13 protein-coding genes are annotated in these 14,403 nt (G+C 44.3%); 1 reads left to right on the forward strand and 12 read right to left on the reverse strand.

Annotated features, from left to right (window positions below):
- Positions 1–59: 59 nt before the first annotated feature.
- Positions 60–1,073, reverse strand: coding sequence for a PorP/SprF family type IX secretion system membrane protein (locus DP923_RS04285; protein ID WP_112304812.1), 1,014 nt, complete (start codon positions 1,071–1,073; stop codon positions 60–62).
- A 237-nt stretch (positions 1,074–1,310) separates the two neighbouring features.
- Between DP923_RS04285 and DP923_RS04290 the strand changes: the two genes are divergently transcribed.
- A complete protein-coding gene (locus DP923_RS04290) occupies positions 1,311–4,334 on the forward strand; it encodes an AsmA family protein (RefSeq protein WP_112304547.1) in 3,024 nt (1,007 codons plus the stop codon).
- Between the two features lie 189 nt (positions 4,335–4,523).
- Here the strand turns inward: DP923_RS04290 and DP923_RS04295 are convergent, their stop codons facing one another.
- The 11 genes from DP923_RS04295 to DP923_RS04345 form a co-directional block, all read right to left on the reverse strand.
- Entirely contained in the window at positions 4,524–5,000 is a 477-nt protein-coding gene (locus DP923_RS04295; protein WP_112304548.1) for a DinB family protein, read from the reverse strand.
- A 129-nt stretch (positions 5,001–5,129) separates the two neighbouring features.
- Positions 5,130–5,510 carry a diacylglycerol kinase family protein gene (locus DP923_RS04300; RefSeq protein WP_112304549.1) on the reverse strand — a complete coding sequence of 127 codons (381 nt, stop codon included), beginning with the start codon at positions 5,508–5,510 and terminating at the stop codon, positions 5,130–5,132.
- Between the two features lie 30 nt (positions 5,511–5,540).
- Positions 5,541–6,083, reverse strand: a complete 543-nt coding sequence (gene msrA, locus DP923_RS04305) for a peptide-methionine (S)-S-oxide reductase MsrA (protein WP_112304550.1) — start codon at positions 6,081–6,083, stop codon at positions 5,541–5,543.
- 9 nt (positions 6,084–6,092) lie between these two features.
- A complete protein-coding gene (locus DP923_RS04310; RefSeq protein WP_112304551.1) occupies positions 6,093–6,410 on the reverse strand; it encodes a peptide-methionine (R)-S-oxide reductase in 318 nt (105 codons plus the stop codon).
- An 18-nt stretch (positions 6,411–6,428) separates the two neighbouring features.
- Positions 6,429–6,824: a methionine-R-sulfoxide reductase gene (locus tag DP923_RS04315; protein ID WP_112304552.1), complete on the reverse strand. Its 396-nt coding sequence runs from the start codon at positions 6,822–6,824 to the stop codon at positions 6,429–6,431.
- 69 nt (positions 6,825–6,893) lie between these two features.
- Complete coding sequence (locus tag DP923_RS04320) at positions 6,894–7,670, reverse strand: SDR family NAD(P)-dependent oxidoreductase (RefSeq protein ID WP_112304553.1); 777 nt, start codon at positions 7,668–7,670, stop codon at positions 6,894–6,896.
- Between the two features lie 147 nt (positions 7,671–7,817).
- A complete protein-coding gene (gene rlmF, locus DP923_RS04325; protein WP_112304554.1) occupies positions 7,818–8,783 on the reverse strand; it encodes a 23S rRNA (adenine(1618)-N(6))-methyltransferase RlmF in 966 nt (321 codons plus the stop codon).
- 228 nt (positions 8,784–9,011) lie between these two features.
- Positions 9,012–10,697 (reverse strand): ATP-binding protein, encoded by a 1,686-nt coding sequence (locus DP923_RS04330; protein ID WP_112304555.1) that lies wholly within the window; start codon positions 10,695–10,697, stop codon positions 9,012–9,014.
- Positions 10,698–10,850: 153 nt separating this feature from the next.
- Complete coding sequence (gene fumC, locus DP923_RS04335; protein WP_112304556.1) at positions 10,851–12,245, reverse strand: class II fumarate hydratase; 1,395 nt, start codon at positions 12,243–12,245, stop codon at positions 10,851–10,853.
- A 250-nt stretch (positions 12,246–12,495) separates the two neighbouring features.
- The gene (locus tag DP923_RS04340; RefSeq protein ID WP_112304557.1) at positions 12,496–13,557 is read right to left on the reverse strand and encodes a hypothetical protein; all 1,062 of its coding nucleotides are present in this window, start codon (positions 13,555–13,557) and stop codon (positions 12,496–12,498) included.
- Between the two features lie 108 nt (positions 13,558–13,665).
- Positions 13,666–14,382: a hypothetical protein gene (locus DP923_RS04345; protein WP_112304558.1), complete on the reverse strand. Its 717-nt coding sequence runs from the start codon at positions 14,380–14,382 to the stop codon at positions 13,666–13,668.
- Between the last annotated feature and the right edge of the window lie 21 nt (positions 14,383–14,403).

Consider the following 14,403-nt stretch of genomic DNA (forward strand, 5'->3'; position numbering starts at 1 on the left):
TAGCACCCAATTTTGATAAGGTTCTTGTAACGTAATTTAATGTGCAATTATAACTAAAATTAGAACGCCGGACAAAAAATGTTCCGTTTAATTTTGTGTCCTAAGTTGTTTTCGAAAAATTTTGTCAGAGACAGTTGTTCAAAAACCAGTGAAATTTCTGTTGCGCCACCCACCTGCTTGCTAAACCCCTTTAAACCAACGTCGTGGCTAAAACCGATCCTGAACTGAGAAAGTTGCACACCGGCCATTAAAGCAAGCGTTTGGTCCTGGTTAGCATCGCCGGTAACCGGAACGCCTTTATATATTATGCCTAACGAAACAGGTGTGTAATTAGTGCTAAATCCTACATCAAATCTGTTAAAATTTTGTTGGTGGTGGTACGTAAGTGTTGGCGTAAAGCTAACTTCAAACAATTTGCCCCGCCGCTCATAGGCTTTCGCGTAAAATTTATACCCCGCAATAGCCGTATAATGGATAGAGAGCCTTGATTCTTGTTCAAATCCAGTGGATGGCATATTAAGATGCGCGGCGCTTAAACCTGCCCAGAAACGGTTGGTATAAAGAAGTGTACCAACTTTAAAAGTAAGGTAATTGCTTGGTGTAAAGTTATTTACTTCGGCTGATGTGAGTGAGTGTTGCCCGTTGTCGGCCAGCTGATCTCCGAAAACCAGGTTATCATAATTTACGCGCAACGAGTTGATGCCCGCCTGTAAGCCTGCAGACATCGCCCATTTATCAGTAAGAGGAGTGCTATAACCATACATTACAGCGGCTTCGAGTTTTTGTAATCCTCCTATACCGGCCTTATCTTGCTGCACTATCGCCCCGATTGCACTTTTCTCACCTGGCAACCTGAAATCTGCACTAACCTGTTTGGTTACAAAGGCACCGTTAAGCGAAGGCCACTGGTTGCGGTAAGCGGTAGCCACACTCCAGTCGTGGTTCAAGCCGGTAAAAGCAGGGTTCAGGCTTAACCTGTTAGCGTATTGCTGCGTGAAATAAGTATCCTGGGCTGAAGCGTAGGTACAACCGAACAGGCAAAGTATAATCAGGTATATTTTTTTTATATTCATGCCTGTAAGGAGGTAGTTAAGCGGTTGGTACGAGATAAATGGCACATTATTGGGTATGGCTACTGGCGTAGAAAACAAATATAGGTGTATCTTCTTGGTGTGCTATCAGTTTAACCTAAAGCAGGTCGTTATACAAACAGGGTATTAACTATACTTTGTTAACGCATAGTTTGTACTTAAAAACACATAGTTTAGTTTCTATATTCAACAGAAAAGAATTTATAATTCACCCTTGATATGAAAAAAGTAGCTATAGGCTTTTTTATTTTTCTGGCCCTGCTTTTTGCAGCAGCAGCCCTTGTACCCCTTCTTTTCAAAGATAAAATAAAACTGGCCCTCGATCAGCAGATCGCTAAAAGTATAAATGCAAAAGTACTCTATAATACCGATGATGTGAGTGTGTCGCTTTTCAGGAACTTTCCCAACATCTCGCTTGGCGTAGATAACCTGATGATTATTGGTCAGGATTCTTTCCAGACGGATACGCTTGCTCAAATCCCGGCCTTTGATCTGGGCCTCGACCTGATGAGTGTGATCCGGGGCGATCAGCTTAAAATAAACTCGGTTACATTAGATGAGCCGGTGCTAAGGTTAGTAGTTCTGAAAAGTGGCAAGGCAAACTGGGATATTTTTATTCCGGACTCTGTCGCCGCACCAACCGATACCACCGCTTCTGATTTTAGCATGGCGATAAAAGAATGGAACGTTACCAATGCCACTTTATACTATGATGACCTGAGCATTCCGTTTGGTTTGGCTGGTTATAATGTAAACCACAGCGGCAGCGGCGATTTCGAGAAAGATGTGTTCGATATGGTATCGCAGACTACTGCCGACCGCTTTACCATGACCTATGATGGTATAAACTACATCGAAAATGCGAAACTGAATGCAGGCGTAACGCTGGCCATGGATCTGGCAAAATCACTTTATACTTTTAAAGACAATAACATCAGGGTAAACGATTTTCCGTTTCAGTTTGCCGGAAGTATACTGATGCCCGCCGATGACATTGACCTCGACCTCACATTTAACGCCACCGAAACCGAATTCAAGAATGTGCTGTCGGTAGTGCCGGGCATGTTTACAGAGCAGTTCAACGATATCAAAACAGAAGGCAAACTGAGCTTTGACGGCTATGTAAAAGGCCGCTTCAATGAAACATCCATGCCTGGCTTCGGAACAAACCTGAAAGTAACCGAAGGCATGTTTAAATATCCGGACCTGCCACAGGCTGCCCGCAACATTAACGTGGATATGAGCATCGATAACAAAGATGGTATCGTTAACAACACCAACATAGATGTGCGCAAGTTTCACCTGGACTTGGGCAAGAACCCGGTAGATGCAAAAATGCTGGTGCAAGGCCTCGACCCAATGAAGCTGGATGGTAACGTGAAAGCAAGTATAGATTTAACCGAAATCACAAAAGTTTTTCCGGTAGATGGTATGACGCTGCGTGGCCTGCTGAAAGTAGATGCTGACGCCAAAGGTGTGTATAGCAAAACAAGTATGCCGGTTGTAGATGCCGACATGCGCCTGACAAACGGGTATGTAAAGTCAAAGGATTTTCCGGCGCCTATCCAGAACCTGAATGTGATAGCAAACATCCTGAATAAAACCGGCAACACCGATGATACACGCATCAACATCGAAAACTTTAACATGAACCTGGATGGAGAACCCCTTTCCGGCCGTGCTTTGGTGCAAGGTATAGATAAGCCTGCGTTCGATGTAACCATTAAAGGTATACTTGACCTGACAAAACTGACCAAGATTTTCCCGCAGGAAGGCATGACAGTGGCTGGCCGCATTAACGCCAATGTTTCAGCGAAAGGCAAAATGGTCGATATCGAAGCTGAAAAGTACGATAACATTGTTGCCAGCGGTACGATGGGCATCAGCAACCTGAACTTTGTGAGCACCGATTTGCCGCAAGGCATGAAGATTACCAACGCCAACGCCACCTTTAATAACGAGCGCATCCAGTTGCAGAACATGAACGGCTATCTGGGCAAAAGCGACTTTAAAGCAGATGGCTACATTGCAAATTACATGGGCTACGCGTTTTCAGAAAATCAGTCTTTAAAAGGGAACATTAACCTGAGCACCAACAGCTTTAATGTGAACGAATGGATGGTAGATGAAAATACCGGCCAGACGGTGCCGGCTACAGCTTCGGTGGCAGAACAGGCACAAGGCGTAGTAGAAGTACCAGCTAACCTGGACATTACCCTGAACGTGAACGCCAGGCAGGTAAAGTATGATAACCTGAACCTGAACAATGTAAATGGTAGTGTGAAACTGAAAGACCAGATTGCACGCCTGGATGGTGTAAAGTTTAATACGCTGGGTGGCAGTTTTGTAACCAACGGCAGCTACAATACACAAAATATACAGCAGCCTTTATTTGATTTCGATCTGGATATAAAGAACCTGAAGTTTAAAGAGGCTTTCGATGCATTTAATACCATAAAAGTAATAGCTCCGATTGCCGGCTTGCTCGAAGGCACTTTCTCTACTAAGTTTGATTTTGCCGGTGAGATTGGCCAGGATATGCTGCCCGTGTTCAAGACCCTGACGGGCAACGGAATTATTGATGTGGTGCGTGCCGCCGTACGGGATGTAAAAGTGGTAGAAAGAATCAGTGCGCTGACTCGTTTTGATGAGCTCCGTAACTTTGTAGTAGAAAACCGACGCCTGGATGCGCAGATCGTAAATGGCAGTCTGGTGATCAAACCATTCGATCTGAAAGTTGGCGACATCGAAATGAAAGTGGGTGGTAGCAATAATATTAACGGCCAGATAGATTATGTAACCGCCCTGAACGTGCCGACCGGCAAAGTAGGCCAGGAACTGAACTCACGCCTGGCTGGCTTTATGGGCGGTCAGTTAAAAACAGCTGAGCGCGTTACGCTTAACCTGAACATTGGCGGTACGCTGAGCGAACCGAAAGTGGCTCTGGCAGGCGGCACTGTTAAAGAACAGGCAAAAGACCTGGTAAAAACTGCCGTAGATAATAAACTGAACGAAGCCAAAGCTAACCTGAACCAACGCAAACAACTGGCCGAAGATAGTATCCGGAACGAACTGAACAGACGCAAACTGGAAGCAGAGCAGAAAGCTCGCGCCGAAATTGAAAAGAAACGCCTGGAAGCAGAGCAGCAGATCAAGAAAAAAGCAACCGATAAAGTAGGTGGTTTCCTGAAAGGGCTCCAGAAGCCAGCCGCAAAACCAGACACAGCCACAACCGGGAATTAAAATTCTTGACTAAGGACTATTTGACAAAGGATAAAAGAACTCCAGAACGAAGTATAAAGACAAGTCTTAGACTCATATTATATAAAGTACAGTTGCAGTAATAACAGCGATTAAAAAAGGGAGACTCAGCTGAGTCTCCCTTTTTTTCATTTATCAATAAGTCCTTTGTCTAAAAGTCTTATGTCAAACTTAAAACACCTGGCCCATCAGTTCACGCACATAGGTTACATAATCCGTGTTTGGCGGCGTATGGCCGTTATTGCGCAGGTCGGTTGCCGTTTGCGCACGGTGGTATGTAGCATGGTTAAAAGCGTGCGTCAGGATATCGAGTACGCGGGTGCTGTACTGCTGGCCAAGGCTGTTTGTGTAATCTATCAAACGGTTAAACTCAGTCTCATCGGCGTTGGCTACCAATTCTGCAATCTTGTAAGAAGCAGACTGGTGCAAGGCTTTCAGTTCTTCCAGGTTATGCTCCTGCCATACTTTAACCGGGCTTTGCGTGCCAGTGATACGGGCAATCCAGATGGCTTGTGCGTTAAGTGCATGGCTGAAAAGGCGCGCTGCATTATTCGGTACACTCGGCAAGCTGCTGAAAACATCCAGCATGGTTTGGTTTGCCCAAATATTATATTCTGATAAGTTCTTTAGTACGTCGTTTCCGGTCATGATGGTATGCTAAGCTGATTAATCGTTACGCTCTGTTAAAGTATACTTCCCGGGCCATTCGTTTTGTAAACCCGGGAATCGCCGCAAAGGTAAGTATAATTTGTATTTCCGGAACGGGTTACGGTATACTTATAAGTATGAATCAAGAAACTGCAGCACATAAGGTACAAAAACAACCGCCCCGACAAGGGCAGCCGTGAAAGCCGCAACCAGTACAGCACCAGCTGCCAGGTCTTTTGTTTTGCCGGCCAGTTCGTTCCATTCCGGCGAAACCAGGTTTGTCAGCGTCTCGATGGCGGTATTGATGATCTCTGATACGATAACCAGGCCCATACTTAAAATCAGCAGGCACCACTCCCATCGTGTAATATCAAATAAAAAACCAGCTACCGTTACACCCAATGCCGCTAAAAAATGCAGCCGCATGTGTGGCTCCGACCGGATGGCAGCAGCTATACCCCGGAAAGCAAACCGGAAACTGTTGTAGCGTTTCTTAAAGTATGATTCCAAAGGGAAGTATAAGTAAGTTGATTTATACTTTTAGTTGCTGAATTCCGGCTTCAGTTTATCCTGAAACACTTTCCGGAACTTCTCTACTTTTGGCCGCACCACAAATGCACAATATGCCTGGCTGCCGTTATTTAAGAAATAATTATGATGGTCCTGCTCTGCGGTAGTATAATTGCTGAGTGGTTCTATCAACGTTACAATCGGGTCGTCGAAAGCACCGGAGGTATCTAATGCCAGTTTATACTTTTCGGCCAGCTGCTTTTGTTCATCGTTATGATAAAAAACGACAGAGCGATACTGCGGACCAACATCGTTGCCCTGTCGGTTTAACGTAGTTGGGTCGTGGGTTTCCCAGAATACGCGTAATAGTTCTTCATAAGTAATCTGTTGCGGGTCGTAGGTTATTTGCAGTACTTCGGCGTGGCCGGTTGTGCCGCTGCAAACCTGTTTATAAGTGGGGTTATCTACGTGGCCGCCAGCATAGCCCGGCTCTACTTTATCCACACCTTTTAGTTGTTGAAAAACGGCTTCTGTACACCAGAAGCACCCGTTTCCAAATGTTGCTATTTCCATTCTATCTTATTACAACGTAATGTTTTGATTAAACTCTAGCGCATCTGCATTAATGCAATAACGCAGGTTAGTAGGTGTACGGGCATCCTCAAATAAATGCCCTAAATGTTGGTTGCAACGGCTGCACAAAAGTTGGATGCGGTGCCGGCCGTAAGTAGCCAGTGGGTGCTGTTTTACATGATCCTTTACATGTTGCCAGAAACTCGGGAAACCCGAACCAACACTGAATTTATACTTTGCCGCAAATAAAACCTGGCTGCAGTTGGCGCAAGTATAAACACCCGGCAAATCCTGCGGCAACGGTTTTATTTTTTGATTACGCGGCATAAAGTATAAAAGCGGCTCTTATTTACCCAGCTCGTCTGCCGCTACAAAGTTCATCGAAAGCGAGTTTACACAATGGCGCAGGTTTTTTGGCGTCAGGTATTCGCCTTTAAAAACGTGGCCCAGGTGCGCCTTGCAGTTATTACATACAATTTCGGTGCGGCGGCCATCGGCATCCGGCACCTGTTCTACCGCGCCGGTAATCTCATCATCAAAACTTGGCCAGCCGCAGTTCGACTCAAACTTGTATTCCGAAGTATAAAGTGGCGCGTTGCAGCGTTTGCAGACGTAAACACCCTCGGCTTTGTAGTTGTTATACTTGCCAGTGCCCGGGTATTCGGTGCCTTTGTTTTCGATGATGCGGGACTCTTCTAGGGTAAGGGTATTATATTCGGAAGGATCTTTCGCTATTTTCATAAAGTATAAGCTGTTTAAATTATGCTGTAAATCTACTTACTTGTAGTAACAAATAATACCGGCAAAGTGTTACGCGCCCTGCCCTACATGCTGCGATAATCCGCCATCCATAAAATAACTCGAGCCTGTTACATAATCCGAATCGGAGGAGGCCAGGAAAACAGCTACTTTGGCAATTTCTTCGGGCTTACCGGCGCGTTTCATCGGAATGTTTTTTTCGCTTTTCTGGCGGGCTTCTTTATCATCTACCGCTTCCTGGTTCATCGGCGTCAGGATCATGCCGGGGGCAATGTTGTTTACATTGATGCCATCTTCTGCCAGTTCGAGCGCCATGGTGCGGGCCAGGTTTCGTACGCCAGCCTTAGAAGCGCAATAGTCCGCAGTGCCGGCAGAAACGATCTCTTCGTGCACAGAAGATACATTAATGATCTTGCCTTTGCCGCCTTTTTGCTTGCGGTGCCTGATAAAAGTACGGGAGCAGAAGAAAGTGCCATATAAGTTGGTGCGGATGGTTTTATCGAAAACTTCGGTGCTCATATCGGCCACATGTATGCCAGAACCATTTACAGCGGCGTTGTTTACAAGTATATCCAGGGTGCCGAACTTCTCGAATGCCTGCTCAAATAACTGCGCTACATTTTGTTCATCGCTTATATCCACCTGCAGCACAATGCCTTTCCTGTTCAGCTTTTCAACTTCTTTTAGCGTTTCTTCGGCGCCTTCTTTATCAGAATGGTAGCAAATAACCACATCGGCCCCTTCTTTTGCAAACTCAATTGCGGTTGCCTGCCCAATTCCTGAATCGGAGCCTGTTATTAGGGCCACTTTTCCTTTTAGTTTTTCCATAGCTGTTGTTTGGGTGTTTTAGTAGTAAAGCTTTTCTGATGAACAGAGAAGCCTGCCTAAACATACTGCCATGTAGTGGGAATGGTTATTAGGAGCAGCTTCGGAAGCCGGTTACAGAAGTATAAGAAGTTTGTATGGAGGTGGGCGTTACTTCCATTTCAAGGCAGCCCATTTCTGCTGTTGCTCTTTTGTCAGGAACGTCCAGGCTACGATGCGGCTTATTTTGTTGCCCTGCCCCATAGGGATGGTTTCTACTGCTGTAGCGCCGGCCTGTTTCAAAGTATAAAGTATAGGTTTAAGGTTGGCTTCTTTAGAGACCAGCGTTGTAAACCAGAAACACGACGTAGAAAACTGTCGGCTTTCTGAGATCATGTTTTCTATAAACTTCCGTTCGCCGCCTTCGCACCACAGTTCCGCTTTTTGTCCGCCAAAGTTCAGGGTTGGCTTTGTAGTAGGCTTCTGTTGCAGGTTCTTCAGTTTCCGTATGGTGCCAGCCTGCGCCTCAGCCAGCGAAGTATGAAACGGCGGGTTGCAAAGCGTCAGGTCAAAAAACTCATCTTTCTGGATGATGCCCTGGAATATATTTTTCTGATTTGGCTGTAAGCGCAGTTCTACATTCCCTTTCAGGGAGGGGTTTGCTGTTGCTATTTGGTTGGAAGATGCAACAGAAACCGGGTCAATATCAGCTCCAACAAAAGACCAGCCATACACTTTGTTGCCGATGATCGGGTAAATGCAGCTGGCGCCAACACCTACATCCAGGCATTTTACTTTGTTGCTAACCGGTATTTTCCCGTTGTTGGAGGCTGCTAAAAGATCAGCGGCATAATGTACATAATCGGCCCTGCCCGGTATAGGCGGCGTTAAATAACCCTGTGGAATATCCCAATGCTTGATGTCGTAAAAATGGGTCAGCAACGCTTTATTCAATGTTTTTACCACTCTCGGGTCAAAGAAATCCACAGTCGTATCGTCGTACTCATTCAGCTTTACAAAAGGCTTCAGCTCCGGGCAACTTGCTATCAGTGTGTTAAAATCATACCGCTCCCGGTGGCTGCTGCGTGGGTGCAACGTGGTTTTTTCTTTCGGGTGGGTTTTCTTTTTTTGAGGCATGAAGTTTACTATTTATCCCGCAAGTTTGAGCGCAGCGGAAACTTGTGGGAAGTATGGCAGCAAGTTTTCAACTTGCGAAAGTATAACTATAAATTGTGCTATGGCTAAACTTGCGGAATAGTAGATAAAAGGTTTTGACGTGTTGCTCTTATTATGAGCAAGAGTAAGTTTAGCCATAGTGCAGCAATTGCTAAAGCTAGGCTAATAAAAATGTTTATTAGAATATCTCTAATTGTTTAAAATTTTCTTCATATCAACAACATATATTGGTTTTATATATCCTGAAAGTAAGAGCTTGTGAGTAGAATTAGGGAAGTTTTCATCTTCATCCCAAGCATGTGTTGATATTTCTTCTAATTCAATACCACGTCTATTAAATTCGGTTTGATCTTCCTCGCTTACATTCCAGCATACAACACAATTCATTTCGTCAAACATCTTCCTTTCGTCATTGAAATCCTTCAATATGTTTCTTAAGCGAGATTTGAATTCTATAATAACTTTTTTATGACCCCATTTAGCATACAAATCGTACTTATTTCGATAGCCAGAAGTCAATGGTATAATTTCAGATATTTTGCCATTACCGATACATTCAAAGAATAATGCCGCAACACTTGCTTCTTGATCCTTTGGGTTCTTTTGTAATTTTATTCCTTCAGCATTTAAATCTAACATTGTATCAATTTCTGCAAAAACTTGATCTCTATCCCACTGGGTATCAACTCTTACCTCTCCTGATACGTACTTCGTTATATACTTAAGAAATTGATTGAAGATATCTCTTGAATATTCCTTATAAATACGGGCTTGCATGCCATGAATTGATTTTCTGCCAATATCAAATTTTAGAGCTTTGTCCTCGAAAAGAATGAAAATGTTTGACCAATATCCAGCATATCCTGTAGTTGGGTGATCTATTTTAATCCCTGTTGGCATACCTTTTACTGAAGTATAAATTCCTTCGTTGAGTAAAGCGTAACTAAAGTTATCAAGCCACTTTTCATCCTTTAAATTTTCTTCAGTACATAAATTGAATTGTATAGATAAATCATTCCAAAGTTTTCTTTTAGGAATGAAGAAAGCAGTATATTTTATCTCTCGATTATCAGAGTGTTGGTATTTGCCAATTTTATAGATAATCTTATTCTTCAGTTTGTTTCTTTTTTCAATATCAGTACGATCAGCAGACTTTGCATACTCTACAAAATCATCTAAATCAATTGAATAACTTTTTTCTAACTCTTTTGGAAGATAGAAATATTTAAATGGTACTTCCTCGATATGTTCATTACCATTTTGATCAATAAACTGCACAGTGACTTTGATTTTAGAATCACCAAACCATAAATAATCAGTATTACCAATTGCAGTCCGGCTTCTTAAAATATATTTTATTTGATCAAAGGATAAGTTGAATATAGGAGTATTCCTCACATCTTTTATGAGTACAGTTGTTCCTTGGATATGAGGCTCTATTTCTGTAACTTCTAAATCTATTAGTTCCTCATTTGTACTGTTTTTCCAATTAAATGCGTCTTTAAGGATTCCTTTTGATGAACCATTATTGTTACTAGTAGTTATTTCAAAATAATTAGATGAAAACATGACAAAGGTTAGTCCAACACCTTTCTCTCCAATAGTTATAGAATCATTTCTTTTATTAGTACTGAAAGGCCTAAGAAGAACAGGGAGATCGTTTGGAGAAATTCCTACTCCATTATCTTTGATCTTAATTGATTTGTTGATAGAATCTATTAAAATTTGAATTTCACCACCTGTAATAGACTTCTTAATTGCATCAACTGCATTTTGTGTTAACTCGGCAATTATATCCCAAGCATTATTATAACTGTCATCAATATCAATTATACTTTGTCTAATCTGATTTACTTCAGGTGATAGAAAGCTCATGATCTATAGTTTTTATATTCCTTTAAAGATAAGAAAAGCTTACTTGTTATTTCTAAAGATAAACATAAAAAAGCAGCCCCTTTCAGAGCTGCTTTTATCTATAACACAAGTATAAAATCTTGTGTCTAACGTCTAATATCTAGCGTCTCAAGCTTACTTCAAGCTGCCGATCATATCTTCCGGTTTCACCCACTCGTCGTATTGCTCGTTGGTTAGCAGTTCTAAAGCGATGGCTGCCTGGCGAAGTGTTGTACCTTCTTTGTGGGCTTTCTTCGCGATTTTGGCGGCATTGTCGTAACCGATGTGCGGGTTAAGAGCCGTTACCAGCATCAGCGAGTTCTCCAGGTTTTCTTTGATGCGGGCTGTGTTTGGCTCGATACCTACCGCGCAATGCTTGTCGAACGAGTCGCAGGCGTCTCCGATCAGCTGGGCGCTCATCAGCAGGTTAAAGATCATCACCGGCTTAAACACGTTCAGTTCGAAATGGCCGTTCATGCCACCCACCGAAATCGCTACGTCGTTACCAATTACCTGCGCGCAAACCATGGTCATGGCTTCGGCTTGTGTTGGGTTAACTTTGCCCGGCATGATAGAAGAACCCGGCTCGTTTTCCGGGATCAGGATCTCAGCAATACCGGAACGCGGACCAGAAGCCAGCAAACGGATATCGTTGGCGATCTTCATCAACGAAACAGCCAGTTGCTTTAAGGCGCCAGACGTTTCTACCATCGCATCGTGTGCGGCAAGGGCTTCGAATTTATTAGGAGCCGTACGGAATTCGTGGCCGGCATACTGCGATATTTTCTCAGCAACCAACTCAGCATAACCGGCAGGCGTGTTCAGGCCGGTACCAACCGCAGATCCGCCAAGGGCTAAATCTTTCAGGTGGTCCAGTGTATTACCTAACGCTTTCATGCCATATTCCAGCTGCTTCACGTAACCCGAAAGCTCCTGGCCTAGTGTAAGCGGCGTGGCATCCATCAGGTGCGTACGGCCAATTTTCACTACATCCATGTAGGCTTCAGATTTGCTGTGCAGCGTGTCGCGCAGTTTCTTTACCATTGGCAAGGTATGCTCTACTACTTTTTTGTAAGCAGCAATGTGCATCGCCGTCGGGAAGGTATCGTTCGAAGATTGTGATTTGTTTACATCATCGTTCGGGTGAATCTTCTTTTTCTCGTCCATCAGGTCGCCGCCTAACACCACGTGTGCGCGGTTAGCCACCACTTCGTTCACGTTCATGTTCGATTGCGTACCCGAGCCTGTCTGCCATACAACCAACGGAAACTGATCGGCCAGTTTGCCTTCCAGAATCTCGTCGCATACAGTCGAAATGATGTCTGCTTTATCCTGTGCCAGTACGCCAAGTTGCGCATTTGCCTGTGCAGCAGCTTTCTTAAGTATAGCGAACGCCTCAATCACTTCTTTCGGCATTAGTTGGCCACCGATGGTAAAGTTATCTTTTGAGCGCTGTGTCTGGGCACCCCAGTATTTGTCTGCGGGCACCTCTACAGGTCCCATTGTGTCTTTTTCTACGCGAAACTGCATGTTGATTATCGTTAGTTTAAAGAATCAATTAACTGCGGTAAAACTAATAAAAAGAGTTCAGAGTCTTGAGTGCTGAGTTACGAGTTATACTTTATTTGTTAGTTCCTGCGCTTATGTGAGTATTTTGTTTTGTCATTTCGAACTACGTGAGAAATCTAAACCGGCTTTTATCTGAGCCAGATCTCTCGCCACACTCGGGATGACAAGTATAGTATATCAACTCGCGACTTAGAATTCGGCACTCATAACCTCAGTTTTCTCCGAAAACTGGCATCTGCTTTTGCACAACTTTAACCGGTTTGTGCACCTGTCTATTCTCATACTTCTTTTCCTGCTCGAAGGCTACAACTTTCAGCGTAATATCAAGGCCGGTAACGGTATTGCTGTTCCGGAAAGTGGCGTAAAGGGTTCCGTCCGGTGTTTTAGGCGTTTCGGTAGGCAGCACTTTTTTATAGTCTGAGATAATGCCGGTGCCTTGCGCGAACGGATAATATTTCCAGCCTTCCTCGTCTTTTACATACTTTTCGGCGGAGGTGCGGTTCATGAAATAATAATCTATACTTCCGGAGGCGTTCACTTGCGGTAACGTTGGGATCAGGCCCAGGCCGAAGCCAACCACCGGGCTAACAGTAGCCGATGCAAGTGCAGCCGCACCTTTAGCCGCTATGCCTGTCATGTTCTTCAGCTGCTCCACCGACTCCTGCCCTACGCCTATCCAATACACCCAATGCACCGTATTGGCCGGCAGCTTAAATGGCACCGATACACGGCTGGGGCTTAAATTTGCCATCGAAGCAACCCTGAATGTTTTATCAACTAATACAGCAGGCACCAGCTCGCCTTTCACCAGTACTTTTTCCGTAACAGTGGTCCAGGTGGTATCGGGGCGGTTTTGCCAGGTAACGTTGGCGTTGAAATAGCGGTTTTCTTCTTTGGCGGGTTGGCGCTTCAATAGCAACCTGGCCGTAATAGCCTGCCCCGAAGCCGAGGAAAGTATAAACTGGTAAATGGTTTTCTTCGGAACGGTCAGTTTCAGGTCTTTTACTCTTTTTAAGTTGCTGGCTGCGTACACCACTGCCCCGGAGGCATACTCCTTTATTTCGAGCTGAAAGGTTTGTCCGGTTTTTTCAGGTTCGATGTTCAGCAAAACAACATCACCCATCTGGAAACCATAGTACAGGCCCTCCTGCGGTTGCTGTACCTGTATGGCGGCCGGCACAGTTATACTTCGGTCTGTAACGGTAATGGTATTTTTCTGGGCGATGGCTGTTACGTGGCAGAGTAAGAGCAACAGCAGTAATTTATACTTCATTTTATACTTCTCAAAAATCAGCACAAAGATAAGTAATTGCAGAATACCGGAGATAACTCACTGATCAGTAAGTATAAATTAAGCAATACTTTCAGAAATAAAGGAAGCCTAACGCATTACCCGCTTTCCGGATTGCTGCGCCAGCAGGGCAATAGTTTCGAACTGCACCGGTTTCAGGTATGAAGTGTTCAGGATGGTGCCGTCTGTAAACGTGATGATGTACTCGCCTTCTTTGCCCAGAAACTGGATGCTGCTGATATTGCTATGCTGAAGTGTTTTTTGCTTGAGCGTATAATCCGTGATGGTCATTTGCTGCTTATTGATAGTGATGTGCCAGCGGGTGGCGTACCAAGTAATGGCGCCGGCTATAACCAGCAAAAACAGTAGTATAAACGTATAAGTGCGCTTAGATCGCAGGCCTTCCTGCTGCTGCAGGTATGCCTGGTAAAGCTCTGCATCTTCGCCCAACACGGTATTGCGCGTCCACCAGAGCGGCAGTATGGCGAGTATAAGCCCGATGAGTAAGCCAGGCATAAACATCGCCCTGAAATTGGGGGTAAGCAAGTATAAATGGTCCTGGGAGTTATGCAACCCACTGGCCAGCAACGATAATACGCCCGCACTGAAAACGGCGATCGCGCTGGTAAAGAAAAAGTATAACAGCATCAGTTTCCATTCCTGGCGTTGCATATACTTTACTTCGCTTTCCGTTATGGATTCGTTAGAAACACCGGACGTTACTTTCCGGGTCACAAACCGCACAACAGGCAGCAACACTGCAATTACAAAAAAACTTAACAGCAGGCTTTTTAAGATCTCGAGCATAGGGTCAGGTATAAAACCGTA

The organism is Pontibacter arcticus (assembly GCF_003284895.1).
Lineage (GTDB): Bacteria > Bacteroidota > Bacteroidia > Cytophagales > Hymenobacteraceae > Pontibacter > Pontibacter arcticus.

Bases quoted from the DNA above. Each gene is read 5' to 3' on its own strand.
- DP923_RS04295 (WP_112304548.1), bottom strand. From the start codon at position 5,000: ATGACCGGAAACGACGTACTAAAGAACTTATCAGAATATAATATTTGG.
- DP923_RS04315 (WP_112304552.1), bottom strand. From the start codon at position 6,824: ATGAAAATAGCGAAAGATCCTTCCGAATATAATACCCTTACCCTAGAA.
- DP923_RS04285 (WP_112304812.1), bottom strand. From the start codon at position 1,073: ATGAATATAAAAAAAATATACCTGATTATACTTTGCCTGTTCGGTTGT.
- fumC (WP_112304556.1), bottom strand. From the start codon at position 12,245: ATGCAGTTTCGCGTAGAAAAAGACACAATGGGACCTGTAGAGGTGCCC.
- DP923_RS04320 (WP_112304553.1), bottom strand. From the start codon at position 7,670: ATGGAAAAACTAAAAGGAAAAGTGGCCCTAATAACAGGCTCCGATTCA.
- DP923_RS04345 (WP_112304558.1), bottom strand. From the start codon at position 14,382: ATGCTCGAGATCTTAAAAAGCCTGCTGTTAAGTTTTTTTGTAATTGCA.
- rlmF (WP_112304554.1), bottom strand. From the start codon at position 8,783: ATGCCTCAAAAAAAGAAAACCCACCCGAAAGAAAAAACCACGTTGCAC.
- DP923_RS04340 (WP_112304557.1), bottom strand. From the start codon at position 13,557: ATGAAGTATAAATTACTGCTGTTGCTCTTACTCTGCCACGTAACAGCC.
- DP923_RS04310 (WP_112304551.1), bottom strand. From the start codon at position 6,410: ATGCCGCGTAATCAAAAAATAAAACCGTTGCCGCAGGATTTGCCGGGT.
- DP923_RS04330 (WP_112304555.1), bottom strand. From the start codon at position 10,697: ATGAGCTTTCTATCACCTGAAGTAAATCAGATTAGACAAAGTATAATT.
- DP923_RS04290 (WP_112304547.1), top strand. From the start codon at position 1,311: ATGAAAAAAGTAGCTATAGGCTTTTTTATTTTTCTGGCCCTGCTTTTT.
- msrA (WP_112304550.1), bottom strand. From the start codon at position 6,083: ATGGAAATAGCAACATTTGGAAACGGGTGCTTCTGGTGTACAGAAGCC.